This window comes from Hoeflea sp. Naph1 (assembly GCF_046837775.1).
Lineage (GTDB): Bacteria > Pseudomonadota > Alphaproteobacteria > Rhizobiales > Rhizobiaceae > Hoeflea.
The window spans coordinates 581,643-602,573 of the sequence record NZ_CP177286.1 but is presented as its reverse complement, the minus strand read 5'-3'; the positions used below and the strand labels follow the sequence as shown (position 1 = coordinate 602,573).

Sequence of the window (20,931 nt, the reverse complement as noted above, 5' to 3'; positions counted from 1 at the left end):
TTAGAAATCGAGATCGGCGTAGTGGGAGACCGGCGGCAGATTGCGAATCCGGTCCGTCAGAAGCGGCCTGAACGAGGGGCGCGACTTGACCCGCTGATACCAGTCCTTGGCCTGCGGGTTGGCGTTCCAGTCGACCTCGCCGAGATAATCCATCATCGATATTGCGGCAGCGGCTGCAAGATCGGCGTAACTGAGCCGGTCGCCCGCCAACCAGGCCCGGGAGCCCGCGAGCCAGGACAGGTATTTCATGTGCTGGCGGATATTGGCCCGACCCGCGCGCAGCATCTTCGGATCCGGCGCGCCACCGCCACTGCTTGTCGGCATTACCAGCTTGAGAACACGCTCGCGCACCAGCGGCCGTGCCACATCATGCTCGAACTTGATCAGGAACCACTCCATCAGACGTCGGATTTCGGCCCGCCTGAACGGGTCCTCGGCCAGGAGCCTGCGGTCACGCTTGAACACGCCAAAGGACTCATCGAGCCATTCGGCAATGATGTGGGGCCCGCACAGCGCGTGATTGTTGTCGGTCATGCAGACCGGCAGGTTGCCGGCCGGATTGATCTTGAGAAACTCCGGGCGTTTCTCCCAGACATTCTCTTCCACAAGCTCGGCCTCGAAATCGACTTCACCGAAGCACACACGGATGAACCGGGACGCTACAGAAGCTTTATGATGATACAAAATTGGCATGATGAAGCTGGATGTGATTGCGTTGGCGCCGAGGCGCAGGACTGGTCAGTTTCTGGAAAATAGAGCTATAGGGTTTGGTACGCGGCAAGACAAGCGAATCACTGCCCCGCCGATACCGGCAGTTTTTCGCCCTTGACGTCTGGATAAACACCAATGACGGCCACAAAGCGACACGAGGCTTAGAATGAATGAAACGACACTCGTGGGCGCAGCCCTGCTTGGCCTGATTGAAGGCCTGACCGAGTTCATTCCGGTATCTTCGACCGCACATCTGTTGCTGGTCGGCCATTTTCTGGGCTTCAAATCACCCGGCAACAGTTTCGAGGTGCTGATTCAGCTCGGGGCGATCGGGGCTATCCTGTCGGTGTATTTCGCGCGGCTGTGGAAACTCGCCACGGATCTGCCTTCAAGCCCGAAGGCGCGGCATTTTGTCGGTGCCATCCTGCTGGCGTTTCTGCCGGCGGCGGTAATCGGCGCGATGGCGCATGGTTTCATCAAGTCGGTGCTGTTTGAATCAACCGCGCTGATTTGCTGGGTACTTATTGCCGGCGGCATTGTGCTGCTGGTTGTCGACCGGATGAAGCTGACGCCAAAATACACCAATGTGATGGATTATCCGCTGTCGATGGCCTTCAAGATCGGGGTTTGTCAGACTTTGGCGATGATCCCCGGCACGTCGCGCTCAGGTGCCACCATCGTCGGCGCCTTGCTGCTTGGTGCGGACAAGCGCTCGGCGGCGGAATTTTCATTCTTCCTCGCCATGCCGACGATGGCCGGTGCCTTCACGCTGGATCTTTACAAGAATTATGATTTGCTGGCCGCAGATGATGTCGCGGCGATCGTCGTCGGCTTCGTGATGGCGTTTATTGCCGGAGTGGTGGTCGTGCGCAGCCTGCTGGATTTCGTGTCACGGCGCGGTTTCACGCTGTTTGGCTGGTGGCGAATCGTGGTCGGCACGCTCGGCCTGGTCGGGCTGTGGTTGCTGTGACGCCTTGATTGAAGCGTCTGGTTTCACGCTCAAATGACCCGATTTGAGCGCCCTTTACCTGAAGTAGTGCCTATTCACTGAGCTGGGTGAGGCAGGGATCAACGCCGTAGGCCGGGGCGCAGCCCTTGGAATCGGCGACGCTGCGGGGTGCAAAGGCAGACGCGGAAAGAATCACGACAACCGCGAAGGCGAATGCGGATATGACGGTTTTGCCCATGACTTTACTTCCTTGATACAATTCAAGCCCGATGTTGCGCACATTCGGTCGGGTCCCGCGGCTGCGGTCTGATTAAAAATTTCACCGGTGCCCGCGAAGGGCCGGCGACGGCGTCTGGGGCACGGCATCTGCCGGCTCAGCCAAAGGCAGTGGCGATCTACCCGGCCCTGCAGGTCGAGGCAAGTGGCAAACCGCTGGCACGGCCAATAAAGCCGAGGAAACTTAAATCATTCCTAACCATGCGCCATTCCGGCAACACCACGCCGGATCATGTCGAGCGCAAGAACCGTGAGAGCGATCCGAAAAAGCATCCGAAACCGCTTCTCGGGAATCTTATGCAGGATATTGGCGCCGACCCAGGTTCCAGCAAACCCGGTCAGGATCATCGCCGCAATCAGCGGCAACCAGGGGGCGAAGGCAAAGCCCGCAAGCGCAAAGGCAATCGTCTTGACCAGATGCTGCAGGCTCATCACCGCCGCCGTGGTCGCTTGCAAGCGCAGACGGTCGGGAAAGGTTTTGGACAGCACCACGGCATTGAACGGGCCGGTGGCGCCGAAAATCATTGTCAGAAAAGTGGTGATTGCACCGGTGAACGTGAATCCGGGCAGGCTGATGGCGGCCAGGCCGGGCAGCTTGAGCCAGGTGATGAGCAGGATGAAGCCGCCGAGCATTGCCTTGAGGGCCGGTTCGGCCAGCGCTCCAACCGCCAGTCCACCGACCCAGGCGCCGGGTATGGCGCCGGCCAGAAAGGCGGCGAGACAGGCCCAGGCGATATGGCTGCGCAGGATCGCGCTGCGGCTGAGATTGGAGCCCAGCTGCACCGCGCCGTGCAGCGGGATGATGGCCGGGACCGGGACCAGATACCCCATCAGCGCAAGCATGGCGACGCCGCCACCAATGCCGACAGAGGCGGTCAGCGCCGATGTGAAGAAACTCGCTATAACAAGCGACGCCGCGACCCAGAGGTCGAGCCCTTGCGGCACAAGGGCTGCGACGGTCGCGTAAAGCTGAGCGCTCAGGCTTCGCTGCCGGTACCGCTGTACTGGCCTTGCGGCCGGTAGTGGGTGAGATAGGACGGCAAGATCGCTTCGACCGTGGTCAGCGGTATGTCCATACCGGCCAGCGTACGATTCTCGGCGACAGCTTCGGCGGAGACGACATTGTCGGCCTTCAATAGCGTCACCTGATCACTGGTCAGCGGCGGCTCGATGAACGGAATCAGCGAGGCGACCTTGCCGATCAGCGAAGCAAGGCTCCATGGCAAAGACACCAGCACCCGCTTGCGCTGGATGACGCCGAGCATTTCCTCAAGACATTGCATGAAGCTCATGACCCGGGGGCCGCCGAGCTCGTAGACTGTACCAGTTGTCAGGCGGCCATCCACGCTGCGCGCCACAGCCTCGGCGACATCGCCGACATAGACCGGCTGGAACTTGGTCTCGCCACCACCGATCAGCGGCAGGAATGGCGAAAAGCGAGCCATTTGGGCAAACTTGTTGAAGAACCCGTCTTCCGGGCCAAAGATGATCGACGGACGCATGATTACCGCGTCGGGCAGTACCCTGGCGATCGCCACTTCGGCGAGCCCCTTGGTCCGGGCATAATCGGATTCGGCTTTGGGATCGGCGCCAATGGCGGAGATGTGGGTCAGGCTGGCGCCCGCAGCACGGGTAGCCTCGGCAACAGCGCGGGCACCAAAATCCTGGACCGAATCGAAGGTGTTGCGTCCGGACTGGAACAGAATGCCGACACAGTTGACCACGTGATCCGATCCGGCAACGGCGCGGTTGACGGATTCACGGTTGCGCAGATTGGCCTGAATGGCGGCAATCTGGCCGACGCCACCGAGCGGCTGCAGATGACCGGCAAGGTCGGGCCGGCGAACCGCAACGCGGATGCGATAGCCGCGGCGAGCGAGGGCGCGCACCACATGGCGGCCAACAAAGCCGGAGCCGCCAAATACCGTGACGAGCTTGGGTTGGTTCAGCGATGACATTCATGCACTCCCTGACAGGATCATTTGGCCGACCGGCCTGAGCAGACGGATTGGGCCGTGGACGCACTCCAGCCACGCTCTTAGTCAAAAACCGCCGCGAGGTGAAGAGCCTGAGGGTGCGTCCGATGGACTATCTTTGCGTTTGCCCACACCGCGCCGCCCTGAAAACCGCCTGGTGATCATGGAGCGGCAACGTCTGGTTCAACCGGATTAGCCCTCGAAGCCGTCGACGATGATCAGTTCACCTTCGGAATATTGCTGCCGAATGGCACGGGCCTTCTGGTAGGTCTCGGAATTGTAGCACGCCAGCGCGGCCTCGCGACTGGGGAACTCGATAACCACATTGCGGGCGCGAGCGGTGCCTTCGAGCGAGTCGAGCTCACCGCCGCGGACCAGGAATTTGGCGTTGTGTTCAATGAAAGCCGGTTTCGCGGTTTCCACATAGGCCTTGTAGCCCTCAGGGTCGCGCACATCGATGCGTCCGATCCAGTATCCCTTGGCCATGATCTGATCCTTCTGTTGCTTGGTGTTTGAACTTTTCAGGTATTCGACATTTCGACGCGGATGGCGCGGGCAGCAGCGGCGGGATCGGATGCCGCCGAAATCGGCCGCCCCACCACCAGATGGGTTGCGCCGGCAGCCAGCGCTTCGGCCGGTGTCATCACCCGCTTCTGGTCACCATGATCGGCGCCCGAGGGTCTGATGCCCGGTGTCACGATCGCCATGTCCGGACCGACAACAGCGCGCACCGCGGCGGCTTCGGCCGCCGAACAGACGATACCCCCCATGTTGGCCTCGCGCGCCTGCGCGGCGCGGCGCAAAACCAGCTGTTCGGGCGTGAATGCATAGCCGGCGTCGGAAAGGTCGGCCGCGTCCATCGAGGTTAGCACGGTGACGCCCAGCAGGCACAAGCCGCTGCCACTGGCGGCTTCAACTGCGGCTTTCATCACTTTCGGGTAGGCATGAAGGGTCAGCATGTCGACGCCCATTCGCGCCACGTTCTCGACGCCCTTGGCGACGGTGTTGTCGATGTCGAGGAGTTTCATGTCCAAAAACACCTTGCGGCCAGCGGCCTTGAGTTCGCGCGCCAGCGGCAGCCCGCCGGCAAATGCCAGCTGGTAGCCGATCTTGAAAAACACCGCTTCGTCACCGATCCGTTCCACCAGCGCTTCGGCTTCAGCGACCGTCGGCACGTCGAGAGCAACGATGAGACGTGGATCGGCGATTGCCGGTGGTGAATTGTCGAGGTGTATCGCGGCGTTGGCCATGACGCTGTTCTCCCAAGCGTCGGGCGTTCGCATCAACGCTCAATGGACGCTCTTCTCGCTTGAAACCAGACAGGCCGGTCTCGTCCGCCGAAGCACTGGAAACCGTCATGCAATCGACTTCGGTCCTCGCATGAAGAGCCATCGTTCGCAAGACCTGCCGCAACGATAAGCCACTAGCCCGGCGTTGCGAGAGGCGTCCGAGCTCAGCGGCTGTTCATCATGGTGCAATGGGCAATCAGCGAGGTGCAAGCGCTGGCCATCATCGCTGTCGTCCGTTCGTCCTTGAGCCGCCCGTCGGCATCAAATGCGGTTGCGGCAGCGCCAACAGAGCACTGCTCGCTGATCACCTGGGTTCCGACATTCATCATCACCGAGCGAACGTGATAAAGCCCGCGAATGCCGGCGAACCGGCCGTTGGAAGCTGATCCCAGCGCCACAAAGCGGCCCTTCCATGGCTTGAATGGCTTGTCGCCATCCCTGGCAATCAGGCTGACCCAATCGATCATGTTCTTGAGCAAGGGCGGAATCGATGAATTGTATTCAGGGCAACACAGGAACACGCCGTCCTGGGCAGCAATCAACCGGCCCAGCTTCATGGCGTTCTCGGGAATGCCCGACTGGTTCTTCAAATCCTCGTCAACCAGTGGCAGCGGATAATCAACCAGCGAAACCCGTGTGACGTCGGCGCCCTGGCGGGCGAGTTCGACCGATACTGCGGCCGCCAAAGCGGCATTGAAAGAACCGCTCCGATTGGAGCCGGGGATGACGAGAATTTTTGGGATCATAGGATGCTCCGCTGGATAATCAGCCGCCTGCGGGACGGCGCGACAGATCAAGGTAGGTGAATGGAAAATGCGCAACGATCTCAGGCGAGGATCACCTTGCGGCGGTAAAGCCACAACCGCGCTGGCGGCACATTGCGCATGACAAAATCGTGGCGGATCACGTCAAAATTGCCGCTATGTGGCGGTACCGGCGATGTCGGCCCATAGGAAAACTGGACCACCGGCCGTCCACAGGGCAGCCGGTCGAGCAGGTCTTCAATCAGCGCGACCCGATCGGCAACCGGGAAATTGAGCAGCGGAATGCCCGAAATTACGCTGTCAAAACGCTGCGCACGCAGTGCGCCAAGTGTCGTTTCGAGATCAAACGCATTGCCGAGGATAAACCGGACTTCGGGAAAATCGAGCTTCAGCCGGGTGAAGAACTGCTGCGAGAACTCCACCGAGACGAGCTGGGCCGGCGTTATGCCGCGGGCCAGAATGGCGCGGGTGATGACACCGGTGCCGGGTCCGAGTTCGAGTACCGGCAGACCAGAGTCGGGATTGACGACGGATGCCATTGAACGGGCAGCAACCGATGACGTGGGCATGATCGCGCCGATTTTCCGAGGTCCATCCATCCAGACTTTGAAAAATCGGATTTCCTCGTCGAAACGCGCTGCGATTCCCCTGGGAAAATTCATGCTCACTCCCGCGCCAACCGTTGGCGCCTACCCTGTCGCCATCCGGCGACATCATGCCGCCGGGACGTCTCGCTAAAATAACATCAGATCGGCCCGGGTGTGGCTAATCAATCCGTCAGCGTGTCGAAGAAACCCTTCATCCGCGAAAAGAAGCCAGAGGATTCCGGGCTGTTTTCCTTTGACGAAAGTTCCTGAAATTCCATCAGCAATTCGCGCTGGCGCTTGGACAATTTCTGCGGCGTCTCAATTGAAATCCGGATGTAAAGATCGCCAAACTGGGCCGAGCGAAGCACCGGCATGCCCTTGTTGCGCAGCCTGAGTTCCTTGCCAGGCTGGGTGCCCTCGGGAACGCTGACGCGGGAGCGCGCACCATCCATTGTGGTGATGTCGAACTTGCCGCCAAGCGCGGCCGTGGTCATCGAAATCGGCACGGTGCAGAACAGGTCCGCACCTTCGCGCTGGAATACAGCGTGCGGACGCACGGAGAGGAAAATATAGAGATCGCCGGACGGACCGCCGCGCATGCCGGCCTCGCCCTCGCCGGAGAGCCTTATGCGGGTGCCATCCTCGATGCCGGCCGGGATATTGACCGACAGCGAGCGTTCTTCGGTGACCCGGCCCTGGCCACCGCATTTGGTGCAAGGGTCGGTGATGGTCTGGCCACGACCATGGCAGGTCGGGCAGGTGCGTTCGATCGAAAAGAAGCCCTGTGCGGCGCGCACCCGGCCAGCGCCGTTGCAGGTGGCGCAAGTCGAGGGCTGGGTGCCGGGCTTGGCGCCCGACCCGGTGCAGACATCACAGCTAATCGAGGTCGGAACCCTGATCTGCGCGGTCTTGCCTTCATAGGCTTCCTCGAGCGAAATTTCCATGTTGTAGCGCAGGTCGGCGCCGCGTTCGCGGCCACCCGATGACCGCCGCCCGCCGCCGCGGCCGCCGCCCATCATCTCGCCGAAGATGTCTTCGAAAATATCCGAGAAACCGCCGCCGCCACCCATGCCGCCGCCCATACCGCCGGGGCCGCCCTGCTCGAAGGCGGCATGACCGAACCGGTCATAGGCTGCACGCTTCTGGGGATCTTTCAGGAACTCGTAAGCCTCGTTGATTTCCTTGAACTTGCGTTCGGCGTCGGAATCATCGGGGTTCTTGTCCGGGTGAAACTTCATGGCCAGCTTGCGGAAGGCGCCCTTGAGCTCCTTCTCGTCCGCGCCACGCGCCACACCGAGTATTTCGTAAAAATCCGCCTTGGCCATGATGCTCCGTCGACGTCCTGATTGCTGTCATCGCTTCCGGCATAGCCGGACGAAAACCCGGGAACCGAAGTTCCCGGGTTTTGCTACATCTGCCTATCAGGCCGACTTCTTCTGGTCGTCATCGTCGTCCTTGACTTCCTCGAAGTCGGCATCGACGACCTTTTCGTCGCCTTCAGCCTGGGCCTCGTCTTCGCCAGTCTCGGTCTGGGCCTGCTCATACATTGCCTGACCCAGCTTCATCGAGACTTCCATCAGCGTCTGGCTCTTGGCCTGGATGTCATCGGCATCAGGCTCTTCGGCTTCAACAGCCGTCTTGAGCGCAGCAATCGCGTCGGCAATCGCGGTGCGATCTTCTTCGGAAACCTTGTCGCCATAATCCTTCAGCGACTGTTCCGAAGAATGGACGAGGCTTTCGCCCTGGTTCTTGGCTTCCACCACGGCGCGGCGCTTCTTGTCAGCGTCGGCATTGGTTTCGGCTTCCTTGATCATCGCCTCGATGTCGGCGTCAGACAGACCACCCGATGCCTGGATGCGGATCTGGTGTTCCTTGCCGGTGCCCTTGTCCTTGGCCGAGACGTTGACGATGCCGTTGGCGTCGATGTCGAAGGTGACCTCGATCTGCGGCACGCCACGCGGCGCCGGGGGGATGCCGACGAGATCGAACTGGCCGAGAACCTTGTTGTCGGCAGCCATTTCACGCTCGCCCTGGAAGACCCGGATCGTCACCGCGTTCTGATTGTCTTCAGCGGTGGAGAAAACCTGGCTCTTCTTGGTCGGGATCGTGGTGTTGCGGTCGATCAGACGGGTGAACACGCCACCCAGCGTTTCGATGCCGAGCGACAGCGGGGTCACGTCGAGCAGCAGCACGTCCTTGACGTCGCCCTGCAGAACGCCGGCCTGAATGGCGGCGCCCATGGCGACCACTTCGTCCGGGTTGACGCCCTTGTGGGGCTCCTTGCCGAAGAACTTCTTCACCACTTCCTGGATCTTGGGCATGCGGGTCATGCCGCCGACCAGAACCACTTCGTCGATTTCGGCGGACTGAAGCCCGGCATCCTTGAGAGCAGCCTTGCACGGTCCGATGGTGCGCTGGACGAAATCATCGACCAGGCTTTCGAACTTGGAGCGGCTGAGCTTCATCGTCAGGTGCTTCGGCCCGGAGGCATCAGCCGTGATGAAGGGAAGGTTGATTTCGGTCTGAGCCAGGGAAGACAGCTCGATCTTGGCCTTTTCGGCAGCTTCCTTGAGACGCTGCAGCGCGAGCTTGTCCTTTTTCAGGTCAATGCCCTGCTCTTTCTTGAACTCGTCGGCCAGATAGCCAACCAGGCGCATGTCAAAATCTTCACCGCCGAGGAAGGTGTCGCCATTGGTCGATTTGACCTCGAAGACGCCATCGCCGATCTCGAGGATCGAGACGTCGAAGGTGCCACCGCCCAAATCGTAGACCACGATGGTCTTGCCTTCGGTTTTGTCCAGACCATAGGCAAGTGCTGCGGCAGTTGGCTCGTTGATGATGCGGAGAACTTCAAGGCCGGCGATCTTGCCCGCGTCCTTGGTGGCCTGACGCTGGGCGTCGTTAAAGTAGGCCGGAACCGTGATGACGGCTTTTTCTACCTTCTCGCCGAGATAGGATTCAGCGGTTTCCTTCATCTTCTGAAGGATCATCGCCGAGATCTGAGCCGGAGAATACTTGTCGCCATTGGCTTCAACCCAGGCATCGCCATTGTCACCGCGAACGATCTTGAACGAGACAAGCTCCTTGTCCTTGGTGACGGCCTTGTCTTCGTAACGACGGCCGATGAGGCGCTTGACCGCAAACAGGGTGTTTTCCGGGTTGGTGACAGCCTGACGCTTGGCCGGCTGGCCAACCAGACGCTCGCCATCTTCGCTGAAGGCCACCATCGACGGCGTGGTGCGCGCGCCTTCCGCGTTTTCAATCACGCGGGCGTCCTTGCCATCCATAACTGCGACGCAGGAATTGGTGGTTCCGAGGTCGATACCGATTACTTTCGCCATATTACTTCTCCTTGAAGCGAGCTGCCGGGACCCGGTCAGGCGTTCCATACGACAGCCCCTAACGGGACATTGTTAAAAACCGGATGACACCGTCTTCCGGTCCCTTCTCCCCCCTGGCGTCTGCCAGTTGTTGCGGTCATCGTCAGGGGCGTTGTCGGGTATATAAGAATGTCGCTTGAAGACTGCAAGCGCCGCGAACAGTACTGATTGCCGGCAGGCAGCAGTTTTTGTGCAGAAATTGGGCCGCTTGCGGGCTAATTTCCCATTAAAATGTCGAGCAGCGTGGTGCGCTGGCCTTGCGCGCCCACCGTAGATGGGCCGCCGATATCGGCCGGAGGTGTCAGTCCGCCTGCGCTGGTGGCGCCGGTGGCGTCGCGGGAAACCGGAATCGGGGCTAGATCGCGAACAAGTTCCGCCATCGGATCGGCGGCCGATGCCGGACCTTCAATCGCCACCGGCGGCAGCGGTCCGCCGAGCGGCAGGCCCGCCGGCTTGAGGCCTGCATGGGCGGCCTGCATATAGGTTTTCCAGGTTTCGGCAGGCAGTCCGCCGCCAGTAACTTTTTTCATCGGCGCGCCGTCATCATTGCCAAACCAGACGCCGGTCACCAGATTGGCGGTGTAGCCGACAAACAGCGCATCGCGGAACGATTGGCTGGTGCCGGTCTTGCCGGCCACCTGCCAGCCATCAAGCCTGGCCTTGCGGCCGGTGCCCTGATTGACGACGCGAACCATCATCCCGTTCATCATCGCCGCTACCGCACCGTCGATCACCCGTGGCGGGTTGTCGTAGGTATTTTCATAGAGCACCTTGCCGGCGTGGGTGGTGATGCGGCGGATGACATGCGGCGTCGCCTTGTAGCCGCCGTTCATGAAGGGTGCATAGGCCGAAGTCAGCTCCAGAAGCGTGACCTCGGATGTACCCAGCGCAATCGACGCATTGGCCTGCATTTTGGCCTCGATACCGAGACGGTGCGCGGTCTTGACCACGGTTTTCGGGCCGACTTCCATGACCAGCTGCGCGGCGATGGTGTTGAGCGAATATGTCAGCGCATCCGACAGGGACACCTCGCCCCGGTATTTTCCGTCATAATTTTCAGGCGTCCATTTGCCGATCTTGACCGGCGCGTCATTGCGCACCGATTGCGGCGTCCGGCCCTGCTCAAGGGCTGCAGCATAGACAAACGGCTTGAAGGCGGAGCCGGGTTGGCGCTTGGCCTCGGTGGCGCGGTCAAACTGGCTGGTAGCGTATTCGCGGCCGCCAATCAGCGCCCGCACCGCGCCGGTGCCATCGAGCGAGACCAACGCGCCTTGGCCGACATTGAACTTGGCGCCGTTGGCGTCAAGGCTGGCCTTGAGCGCCTTTTCGGCCTCACGCTGGAGCTGGAAATCGACGGTCGTTTCGACCACCAGGTCCTCGGTCACCGGGCCGACAAGATCGGTTATCCGGTCCATCACCAGATCGGCGACATAATTTTCCGAGCCACTCCAATAACTCTTGGCCCGCACCTGCGGGCTGGTCAGAGCGGTGGTGGCTTCGCGGTCGGTAACAACGCCAGTGTCGCGCATCGCCGCAAGCACTACCTGGGCGCGGGCTTCGGCACCCTTGGGATTGCTGGCCGGCGACAGCCGTGACGGCGCCTTGAGCAGGCCGGCGAGCAGTGCCGCCTCGGCCAGCGTGACATCCCGGGCGGGCTTGCGGAAGTAGCGCCGCGAAGCCGCCTCCACGCCGTAGGCGCCGGAGCCGAAAAATACCCGGTTGAGATACATTTCCAGGATCTGGTCCTTGGCAAACTTGTGCTCGAGCCACAGCGCCAGCAGCACTTCCTGGACCTTGCGCTCGATTGTCCGTTCGGGAGAGAGAAACAGGTTCTTGGCTAATTGCTGAGTCAGCGTCGAGCCGCCCTGGACCATGCGTCCGGCCATGGCATTGGCAAGCATGGCGCGGGCCAGGCCAATCGGATCAACGCCAAAATGCGAATAGAAACGCCGGTCCTCGATGGCGACCACCGCCTCGGGGATGTAGGGCGACATATCTCCCAGCAACAGTGCCTCGCCGCCGGTGGCGCCGCGGTTGGCCATGATCTCGCCCTTGACCGACATGATCTTGACGTTGGGCGGACGATCAGGGATCGACCAGGTGGCGGCGCTCGGCATGCGCGCGCCATAGTAGGCGACGATCCCGGCGATGCCGATTCCGCCCCAGATGGCAAACACAAAGCTCCAGTAAACCAGCCCGCGCAGCGCCCGCGCCAGACGGCCGCGCGAGGTTTTCGCCTTGGCTTGTCTGGCCTTCGGAGCGGCCTTCTTGCGGCGTTTGGCCGGCGGCTTCCTGCCCGCAACCCGTTCATCGGCAACGGTCCGGCCGGCAGCTTTCGGCTTGCCGCGCTCAAAGGACGGTTCGATGCGGCTTCGGGGAGTTGTCTTGCGCGCCATGAAGGGTCCGGATGCTCTCTGGTCCCGGAGCGGCCTTGCGACAGCTATCGGTGACGCGTGGCAATCCGGGTTTTCGGTTCAACGCGGATCAGAAAAAGGGCCCTGACTGGCACAATCCGTCGCCGCGATGCGATCGTGAAACACCCTAAATGCGACGATTTAAGGGGTGGTTAAGGAAACCACCCCTTGCGACCTTAAGAAAAACCGAGGCACCTAAAATGCCTTGGAAACCACTTCAACTGCCGTTCAGGGCTTGGACAGCGCTTGCAAAATCCGCACCCAGGAGCGGATTCCCTTTGAAAAAGATGTCAGGTCGTATTTCTCGTTGGGCGAGTGAATCCGGTCGTCGGTCAATCCGAAACCGCACAGCACAGACTGCAGACCGAGAATGTTCTGGAAATCGCCGACAATCGGAATCGAGCCGCCCATGCCGATCATCACCGCCGGCTTTGGCCATTCATCGGTGAGCGCGGTGCGGGCCTTGGTGACCATCGGCGAATCAAACGGCAACTGGATCGCCGGCGAACCACCATGCGGTGCAAAACTGGCGCTGCAATCTTCCGGCAACCGCGCTTCGACATGGGCGCGGAACGCGGCACGGATCTGGTCGGGGTCCTGCTTGCCGACCAGACGGAAAGACACCTTGGCAGCGGCTTGCGCGGCAATCACGGTCTTGAAGCCTTCGCCGGTATAGCCACCCCACATGCCATTGATCTCGGCGGTCGGGCGGGCCCAGGTGAGTTCGAGCACCGAGCGGCCCTTTTCACCGGCAGGAACCGAAAGGCCAACTTCACCCAGGAAACTCTCGGCAGTCTTGCCCAGATTGTTCCAGCTCTCCAGCACCTGAGCCGGGGTTTCCTCGACACCGTCATAAAAGCCTTCGAGCGTCACGCGTCCGGTTTCATCATGCAGATCTGCGAGGATTTTTGACAGGATCTGCAGCGGGTTGGCGGCAGCCCCGCCAAACAGGCCCGAATGCAGGTCACGGTCGGCGGCATGAATGGTCACTTCCTCCCCGACCAGGCCGCGCAACCCGACCGAGATTGCCGGTGTTTCCGGATCCCACATGCCGGTGTCGCAGACCAGCGCGCATTCGGCCGTGAGCTCCTCGGCATTGGCCTTGAGGAACGGCTTGAGCGATGGCGAACCGGATTCCTCCTCGCCTTCAAACAGGATGGTGATGCGGCACGGCAGCGATCCAGACGCTGCCTTCCAGGCGCGGCAAGCCTCGACGAAGGTCATCAGCTGACCCTTGTCATCGGCGGCGCCACGACCGGTGATCGCCTTTCGACCCGGCGCGATCTCCTTGATCTCCGGCTCGAACGGCGGGCTGGTCCATAATTCCAGCGGATCGACCGGCTGAACATCATAGTGGCCGTAAAACAGGAAATGCGGCGCATCCGGCGTCGCACCCTCATGATGGGCGACCACCATCGGGTGGCCCGGCGTGTCGCGTAGACTGGCGTCAAAGCCAAGTCCGGTCAGTTCATCGACCAACCACTGACCGGCGCGCCGGCAATCGGCAGCAAACGCGGGATCGGTGGAGATGGAAGGAATCCGCAACAGCCCGAACAAGCGCTCGAGGCTCTCGTCGAATTGAGTATCGGCAGCGGATAGGGCGGCGGTCAAATCGGTCATGGCAAGCTCCGGAAGGGAATCAGACGCGAGCAGACTAGATCATCCGGCGATCAGGCGGAATCATCGATCCACAGATTAGCGACACTTCTGCGCCATGCATCCGATCGGAGATAGGCCACTCTTGCGCCGAGGTCGGACAACCGGGGCCTCATAAAAGAAAAAACCGCCATGGCCGGAGGGGAGGCCATGGCGGCATATTGGTCGGACAAGGGCCAATTGAGGGGCGGGGCGGCCCTTGTCCTAAGTCTGGATGCGGCGGGGGACGAGCCGGAGGTCCAGACGTCGGCTTTTTATGTGCCGGTGATCATAATTTGGTAAGCTATTGTGGCTTTTCAAGGACACGAACCGGGCGCAAAGATTACAATTTGGTAACCATTGTGTGATCGCAGAGTAGCGCATTCCCGCCTCCGCACGCCGCCGCTGCAGCCATCCAAGGTCGACCCAGCACCCGATAACAGTGTGGTTACGAGGACTTGCACCCTGCGGTATCGCCGCCAACCTTCGTTCATCAATTGCAGCAAGTTGCGTCAGAAGCGCGGGCACGAACAGGTCGGGGTTGAACATGGGGCTGTCTGCGTTGCTTGCGCCGGAGACAGGTTTTTGAATGCGCCTAGCGAATTATTGAATTTTCGCGCCAGGCAGAAACGCGCCCGCCATGTCGCGGAAACGTTTCGGCGTGATGTTGGTGACCCGGCGGAAATCGCGCTGGAAATGGGCCTGGTCGGCATAGCCGCAGCAATAGCCGATTTCGGCAAGCGGCGTGGCCGTGCCGGTAAGCAGTTGGGTGGCCTGGCGCATGCGCGCCCGTCGCAAAACAGTCGAGAAACTGCGCTTTTCAGCGGCGAGGTGACGCTGCAACGAACGCGTCGAGATCGCCATCCGGGTTGCGGCGTGCGCAATCTTCCAGCTTCGTCCGACATCGGTGGCGAGCAGATCGGCAAGCCGGTCGGCCATATTGTCCGCGGTTGCCGGTTCGTCAGCCAGCGCCGGACGTTCGCGCTGCTGAAACGGCGCCCAGACAATCCGGAAGGTTTCTAGCGTTGCGCCCCGCGGCAGTTCCGCCTTTCTCAAACCAGCGGCGCGCCATTCAGACCCGTCAACCTGCAGACGGCAATCCGTCGCGCCGATCATCTCGACAAGCCCAACCAGCACTCCCGCGACAAGGCAATTTTCGCCAATGGTCGGCTTTGAAGTGATGCCATAGCGCCGGCAATCCCAGCCTTCATCTCCGAGCGGCGCTATCTTGATCCGATGGAACGCGTGGTGATAGCGCTCAAGCCGGCGCCATTTGTCTGCCAGCACATGCGGATCGGCCGAGCGTCTGAACACCGTCGCAACAGGCGTATCCCCGATCAGATGCAGATGCTGACCGACAGACAATAACAGGCCCGGGCCATGCTTTTCCATCGCCCGGTCAACCAGGTTACGCTTTGATTTGGCGGGCGCGATGCCACGCGCAAAAGGGTCTGACATTGCCTCTCCCGCGATCAGCTCTGGATCGACCGCGCCGATCACGCGCTGGACCAGATTGAGCAGGCCTGCGCTCGCAAAGCTCTTCATGGCGCCATCCTTCAGCTAACGTCCTGCTGCCCGCAAAGTGAGCAGCGGCGGCAATTTGGTATCCGCGCGATGATCTACCTTACTCGCTGATGCCACGATTGAATAATCGCGCCAGATCCGAGGCGCAATTATTCAATACCCGCCGCCTTCCGCGTTGCAGATTTGGCCTCGATCCAAATTCGGGAGACAGGCATGCCAGAGCAGAGCGGACTTATTGTCATTACCGGCGCCAGTCGCGGCATCGGGCTTGCACTGGTCGAGTGCTTCCTGAAGGAAGGTCACACAGTTCTGGGTATTGCCCGCGACACCGCATTGATGCCAACGCACGACAAGCTGACAACGCTCGATACCGATCTTACCGACCCGCAGGCAATCACCCATATCGCCAGACGCGTGGAGAAAATCGGGCTTCCGGTCGCGGTGCTGATCAACAATGCCGGCATCCAGAACGCGGTGGATTTTACCGCTACCGGGATCGACAGCGAAGCAATCGCCACGCAGATCCGCGATGAAATTATGCTCAACCTGACCACGCCAATGCTTCTCGCTGCGGCGCTGCTCGCCTTCATGCTTCGCCCCGGCGGCACCATCGTCAACGTGACGTCGCTGGTTTCGCGTCAGCCAAAGCCCTCGGCGCCGGTCTATTCCGCGACCAAGGCCGGTCTTGCCTCGTTTACCCAATCGCTGCGCGTGCAATTGCGATCCGAGGGCATTGATGCGGTCGAAGCGGTGCCGCCGCTGATGGACACGGCAATGACTGCGGGCCGCGGGTCGGGCAAAATTGCACCTGAAACCATGGCGACGGCGATTTTTGACAGCATCAGGGATCAGCGCAATACCGCAGCACCCGGCCTGTCACGCCGGGTTCTGATGCTGAACCGGGTGCTGCCGGAATTGGTACGCACGATTCTGGCGCGCAACTGAGAGCGTTTCGGCACGCCAAGCAGGGGCCGGCAAAAGACATGCTTGAGCATTTTGCATGCTCATAGGCCGCAAAGCGGATGGACCTTGGCGGCACCCCGCGCTAATCCTGCGCCATGAAAAAAGGTGATCATCTCTTCCTCGTCGACGGCTCCGGCTATATTTTCCGCGCCTATCACGCCTTGCCGCCGCTGACCCGCAAGTCCGACGGCCTGCCGGTCGGTGCGGTGGCCGGTTTCTGCAACATGCTGTGGAAGCTGATGGTGGACACCCGCGACACCTCGGTGGGGGTGACGCCGACCCATTTCGCGGTGATTTTCGACTATTCATCGAAAACCTTCCGCAACGAACTATATCCCGAATACAAGGCCAACCGCTCGGCGCCACCTGAAGATCTGGTGCCGCAATTTGCCGTTATCCGCGAAGCGACACGGGCTTTCGACCTGCCCTGTATCGAGATGGAGGGCTTTGAGGCCGACGATCTGATCGCCACCTATGCGCGGCTGGCGCGCGAAGCCGGCGCCGATGTCACGGTGATCTCGTCGGACAAGGACCTGATGCAACTGGTCGGCCCGCAGGTGTCGATGTACGATTCGATGAAGGACCGGCAGATCGGCGTGCAGGAAGTCATCGACAAATGGGGCGTGCCGCCCGAAAAAATGATTGATCTGCAGGCGCTGACCGGTGATTCGGTCGATAACGTGCCCGGTATTCCCGGCATCGGACCGAAGACCGCGGCACAGCTGATCGGAGAGTTCGGCGATCTCGACACGCTGCTCGAGCGGGCCGGCGAGATCAAGCAGAACAAGCGGCGCGAGAACATCATCGAATTTGCCGATAAGGCACGAATTTCACGCGAGCTGGTGCGGCTTCGCGACGATGTCGAAGTCACCGAAAAGCTTGACGAGCTGGTGCTCAACCCGCTCGACGGGCCGAAGCTGGTGGCTTTTCTCAAGGGCATGGAATTTACCTCACTGACAAGGCGGGTGGCCGAGGCCACCGATACCGACGCGGCTGCAGTCGACGCCGCCGAGATCGCGGTTGATGCGGCTGCGGAACTGCGTGGACCCGATCTCGATCCGGGCCAATCTGCAGCGGCTAAAAACTCAACAGGATCTGGCGGCGACGACACGCCGCAGGATCTTGCAAAACGGCGCGCGGAAGCTGCGGTGGCGGCCAAGATCGACACCAGCGGGTATGAAACGCTGCGCGACATCGAGCAGCTGAGGCTGTGGTGCGCAATGGCGCGCGAAACCGGAGTGGTGGCGTTCGATACTGAAACCACCTCGCTTGACGCGATGCAGGCGGAACTGGTCGGCTTTTCGCTGGCGGTTCCCGAAACCGCGCCGGATACCGGGGAGCTGAAGGTAAAGGCCTGTTATGCGCCGCTGATCCATTCCAATGGCGCTGGCGACCTGTTGGGCGGCGGCGGGTTGCAGCCGGGGCAGATGCCGGTGCGTGAAGCACTCGACGAGATCAAGGCGCTGCTGGAAGACCCGTCGGTACTCAAAATCGGCCAGAACCTCAAATACGACATGCTGGTGCTCGCCCGCCACAACATCTCGATCGTCAGCTTTGACGACACCATGCTGCTGTCTTACGTGCTCGACGCCGGCCGCGGCGGCCATGGCATGGATGCGTTGGCCGAACGCTGGCTCGGCCACACAACCATCTCCTACAAGGATGTCGCCGGATCGGGCAAAAGCTCGATCCCGTTTGCCGAAGTGATGATCGACAAGGCCACCGCCTATGCGGCGGAAGATGCCGACGTGACATTGCGGCTCTGGCATGTGCTCAAGCCACGGCTGGTGGCCGAGGGCATGGCCACGGTCTACGAGCGGCTGGAGCGGCCGCTGGCGCCGGTGCTGATGCGCATGGAAGAACGCGGCATCCGCGTCGACCGGCAGATCCTGTCGCGGCTTTCAGGCGAACTGGCGCAGGGTGCTGCGGCGCTGGAAGCCGAAATCCAGGAATTGGCCGGCGAGAATTTCAACGTCGGATCGCCCAAGCAGCTGGGCGAGATCCTGTTCGGCAAGATGAGCCTTCCCGGCGGATCGAAAACCAAGTCCGGGCAATGGTCGACCTCGGCGCAGGTGCTCGAAGACCTTGCCGCTGCAGGCCATGAACTGCCGCGCAAGATCGTCGACTGGCGGCAACTGACCAAGCTGAAATCAACCTATACCGACGCGCTTCCGGGCTTCATCAATCCCGAGACCAAGCGGGTGCACACCTCGTTTGCGATGGCTGCGACCACCACCGGCCGACTGTCGTCGTCCGATCCCAACATCCAGAACATTCCGGTGCGCACCGCCGAGGGCCGCAAGATCCGCACCGCCTTCATCGCCGAGCCCGGCAATGTCCTGATCTCGGCCGATTACAGCCAGATCGAACTCAGGGTGCTGGCGCATGTCGCCGACATTCCACAGCTCAAGCAGGCTTTCGCCGATGGCATCGACATTCACGCCATGACCGCGTCGGAAATGTTCGGCGTGCCGGTGGAAGGCATGCCGTCGGAGGTGCGACGGCGCGCCAAGGCAATCAATTTCGGCATCATCTACGGCATTTCGGCGTTCGGGCTGGCCAACCAGCTCAGCATCGAACGTTCGGAGGCGGGCGAATATATCCGCAAGTATTTCGAGCGGTTCCCCGGCATCAAGGACTACATGGACGCCACAAAAGCGGAAGCCCGCGAGAACGGGTTTGTGACGACAATCTTCGGCCGCCGGGCGCATTACCCCGAAATCAAGTCACCGAACGCGCAGGTGCGCGCCTTCAACGAGCGCGCCGCCATCAATGCGCCGATTCAGGGCTCCGCAGCCGACATTATCCGCCGCGCCATGGTGCGGATGGAACCGGCGCTCGACGCCGCCGGTCTGAAGGCGCGGATGCTGTTGCAGGTGCACGACGAACTGATCTTCGAAGCAGCGGAAACTGACGCGGAAAAGATCATTCCAACCATTGTCGAGGTGATGGAAAACGCCGCCATGCCAGCCATCGACATGGCTGTGCCGCTGAAAGTCGACGCCCGCGCCGCGCTCAACTGGGATGAGGCACACTAACACGCGCCCTCCGGTCGACGGCATGCCCATCAAAACCGCTGCGATCAGCGACAGCGATACACGCGCGAATCACCAAATTGTGACGCTGCGGCAAGGTCGCTTCGATTGACGGCAACGGGGCCGTGTGGTGTCTGACTTCAACACCAGCCGACTGATGAGGGACACGATGTTCAAATTGCCACTTGTTTTCGCTGGCGCGCTTGCCGCCGCGCTGGCGCTCGCCCCCTCCGCCAATGCCGCCGATCCGGATCCGCATGACTGGGGTGCGGTGCTGGAGGCTGCGCGCGGCCAGACCGTCTATTTCAACGCCTGGGGCGGCTCGGAAAACATCAATTCGTACATAGACTGGGCCGGACAGACCCTGAAACAGCGCTATGGCGTTACCGTCACCCACGTCAAGCTCGATGACACCGCCAATGCGGTGGCCAAGGTTCTGGCCGAAAAGGCTGCCGGCAAGGATGAAGGCGGGTCGGTTGATCTGATCTGGATCAACGGCGAGAACTTTGCCTCGATGAAGCGTCAGGGCCTGCTGATGGCGCCGGACTGGACCACGGCTCTGCCGAACTGGGCCTATGTCGATCACGAGAACATGCCGACCATCCTGACCGATTTCACCATTCCCACCGACGGGCTCGAAAGCCCCTGGGGCGGCGCCAAGCTGGTGTTCTTCCACGACAGCGCCCGCACTCCAGCCGAGGAAATGCCTAAATCATCAGCGGAACTGCTCGAATGGGTGCAGGCAAATCCGGGGCGCTTTTCCTACCCGCAGCCGCCGGATTTCATCGGCTCGTCGTTTCTCAAGCAGGTGCTTTCCGAAACTATCGTCGACAAAACCAAGCTTTCTCAACCGGTGACCGAGGCCAGTTTCAGCCAGGATACGGCGCCGCTGTTTGATTATCTCGACCAGCTTCACCCCAATTTGTGGCGCGGTGGCAAGGCCTATCCGCAGAATTACCCGGACATGAAGCAGAAGCTCGCCGATGGCGAACTCGACATCATTTTCGCGTTCAATCCGTCGGAAGCCTCGGCTGGAATTGCGGCCGGCGAATTGCCCGATACCGTGCGCTCGTTCACCTATCCCGGCGGCACCCTCGGCAACACCCATTTTGTCGCCATTCCCTACAACGCGGCTTCCAAGGCCGGGGCGCTGGTGCTTGCCAATTTCCTGATTTCGCCGGAAGCGCAGGCGCGCAAGCAGGATCCGTCGATCTGGGGCGACCCGACCGTGCTGGCAATGGACAAGCTGTCTGAAGCCGACCGCTCAGCCTTCGCGGCACTTGATCTCGGAGTCGCCACGTTGAAGCCCGATGAACTGGGCCCGGCACTGGACGAGCCACATCCCGACTGGATGGAACAGATCGAGGGCGAATGGCTGAGGCGTTATGGCGCTGCCAATTGAGCTGCGGCAGGATTATTGCTGATAAG

At 61.1% G+C, this 20,931-nt stretch carries 17 protein-coding genes; 4 read left to right on the top strand and 13 right to left on the bottom strand.

Annotated elements, in window-relative coordinates:
• The gene (locus ACK6D9_RS02860; protein WP_322987891.1) at positions 1-693 is read right to left on the bottom strand and encodes a glutathione S-transferase family protein; all 693 of its coding nucleotides are present in this window, start codon (positions 691-693) and stop codon (positions 1-3) included.
• A 184-nt stretch (positions 694-877) separates the two neighbouring features.
• Between ACK6D9_RS02860 and ACK6D9_RS02855 the strand changes: the two genes are divergently transcribed.
• A complete protein-coding gene (locus ACK6D9_RS02855; RefSeq protein WP_412050552.1) occupies positions 878-1,681 on the top strand; it encodes an undecaprenyl-diphosphate phosphatase in 804 nt (267 codons plus the stop codon).
• A 70-nt stretch (positions 1,682-1,751) separates the two neighbouring features.
• Here the strand turns inward: ACK6D9_RS02855 and ACK6D9_RS02850 are convergent, their stop codons facing one another.
• The 12 genes from ACK6D9_RS02850 to ACK6D9_RS02795 all read right to left on the bottom strand — a co-directional run bounded on the left by ACK6D9_RS02850 (position 1,752) and on the right by ACK6D9_RS02795 (position 15,526).
• Entirely contained in the window at positions 1,752-1,898 is a 147-nt protein-coding gene (locus ACK6D9_RS02850; protein WP_322987889.1) for a hypothetical protein, read from the bottom strand.
• A gap of 233 nt (positions 1,899-2,131) precedes the next feature.
• Positions 2,132-2,881: a sulfite exporter TauE/SafE family protein gene (locus ACK6D9_RS02845; protein WP_412050551.1), complete on the bottom strand. Its 750-nt coding sequence runs from the start codon at positions 2,879-2,881 to the stop codon at positions 2,132-2,134.
• Between the two features lie 32 nt (positions 2,882-2,913).
• A complete protein-coding gene (locus tag ACK6D9_RS02840; RefSeq protein ID WP_412050550.1) occupies positions 2,914-3,894 on the bottom strand; it encodes a complex I NDUFA9 subunit family protein in 981 nt (326 codons plus the stop codon).
• A gap of 210 nt (positions 3,895-4,104) precedes the next feature.
• Positions 4,105-4,398, bottom strand: coding sequence for a DUF1330 domain-containing protein (locus ACK6D9_RS02835; RefSeq protein ID WP_322987886.1), 294 nt, complete (start codon positions 4,396-4,398; stop codon positions 4,105-4,107).
• A gap of 35 nt (positions 4,399-4,433) precedes the next feature.
• Positions 4,434-5,162: an orotidine-5'-phosphate decarboxylase gene (gene pyrF, locus ACK6D9_RS02830; RefSeq protein ID WP_322987885.1), complete on the bottom strand. Its 729-nt coding sequence runs from the start codon at positions 5,160-5,162 to the stop codon at positions 4,434-4,436.
• A gap of 203 nt (positions 5,163-5,365) precedes the next feature.
• Positions 5,366-5,947, bottom strand: a complete 582-nt coding sequence (locus tag ACK6D9_RS02825; RefSeq protein ID WP_322987884.1) for an NAD(P)H-dependent oxidoreductase — start codon at positions 5,945-5,947, stop codon at positions 5,366-5,368.
• Positions 5,948-6,027: 80 nt separating this feature from the next.
• Positions 6,028-6,627: a phospholipid N-methyltransferase PmtA gene (gene pmtA, locus ACK6D9_RS02820; RefSeq protein WP_412050549.1), complete on the bottom strand. Its 600-nt coding sequence runs from the start codon at positions 6,625-6,627 to the stop codon at positions 6,028-6,030.
• A 107-nt stretch (positions 6,628-6,734) separates the two neighbouring features.
• Positions 6,735-7,877, bottom strand: coding sequence for a molecular chaperone DnaJ (dnaJ, locus tag ACK6D9_RS02815; RefSeq protein ID WP_412050548.1), 1,143 nt, complete (start codon positions 7,875-7,877; stop codon positions 6,735-6,737).
• Positions 7,878-7,973: 96 nt separating this feature from the next.
• Positions 7,974-9,893, bottom strand: a complete 1,920-nt coding sequence (gene dnaK / locus ACK6D9_RS02810) for a molecular chaperone DnaK (RefSeq protein ID WP_322987881.1) — start codon at positions 9,891-9,893, stop codon at positions 7,974-7,976.
• A 254-nt stretch (positions 9,894-10,147) separates the two neighbouring features.
• On the bottom strand, positions 10,148-12,328 hold the full coding sequence (locus tag ACK6D9_RS02805) for a transglycosylase domain-containing protein (protein ID WP_412050547.1): 2,181 nt from the start codon (positions 12,326-12,328) through the stop codon (positions 10,148-10,150).
• Between the two features lie 246 nt (positions 12,329-12,574).
• Positions 12,575-13,966 (bottom strand): dipeptidase, encoded by a 1,392-nt coding sequence (locus tag ACK6D9_RS02800; RefSeq protein ID WP_412050546.1) that lies wholly within the window; start codon positions 13,964-13,966, stop codon positions 12,575-12,577.
• Positions 13,967-14,584: 618 nt separating this feature from the next.
• Complete coding sequence (locus ACK6D9_RS02795; protein WP_412050545.1) at positions 14,585-15,526, bottom strand: helix-turn-helix domain-containing protein; 942 nt, start codon at positions 15,524-15,526, stop codon at positions 14,585-14,587.
• A 192-nt stretch (positions 15,527-15,718) separates the two neighbouring features.
• Here ACK6D9_RS02795 and ACK6D9_RS02790 point away from each other — a divergent pair, with 192 nt between their 5' ends.
• The 3 genes from ACK6D9_RS02790 (at position 15,719) to ACK6D9_RS02780 (ending at position 20,905) form a co-directional block, all read left to right on the top strand.
• Positions 15,719-16,450, top strand: coding sequence for an SDR family NAD(P)-dependent oxidoreductase (locus tag ACK6D9_RS02790; RefSeq protein WP_412050544.1), 732 nt, complete (start codon positions 15,719-15,721; stop codon positions 16,448-16,450).
• Between the two features lie 113 nt (positions 16,451-16,563).
• Complete coding sequence (gene polA, locus ACK6D9_RS02785; RefSeq protein ID WP_322987876.1) at positions 16,564-19,506, top strand: DNA polymerase I; 2,943 nt, start codon at positions 16,564-16,566, stop codon at positions 19,504-19,506.
• Between the two features lie 166 nt (positions 19,507-19,672).
• Positions 19,673-20,905 carry an ABC transporter substrate-binding protein gene (locus ACK6D9_RS02780; protein ID WP_412050543.1) on the top strand — a complete coding sequence of 411 codons (1,233 nt, stop codon included), beginning with the start codon at positions 19,673-19,675 and terminating at the stop codon, positions 20,903-20,905.
• Positions 20,906-20,931: the final 26 nt, after the last annotated feature.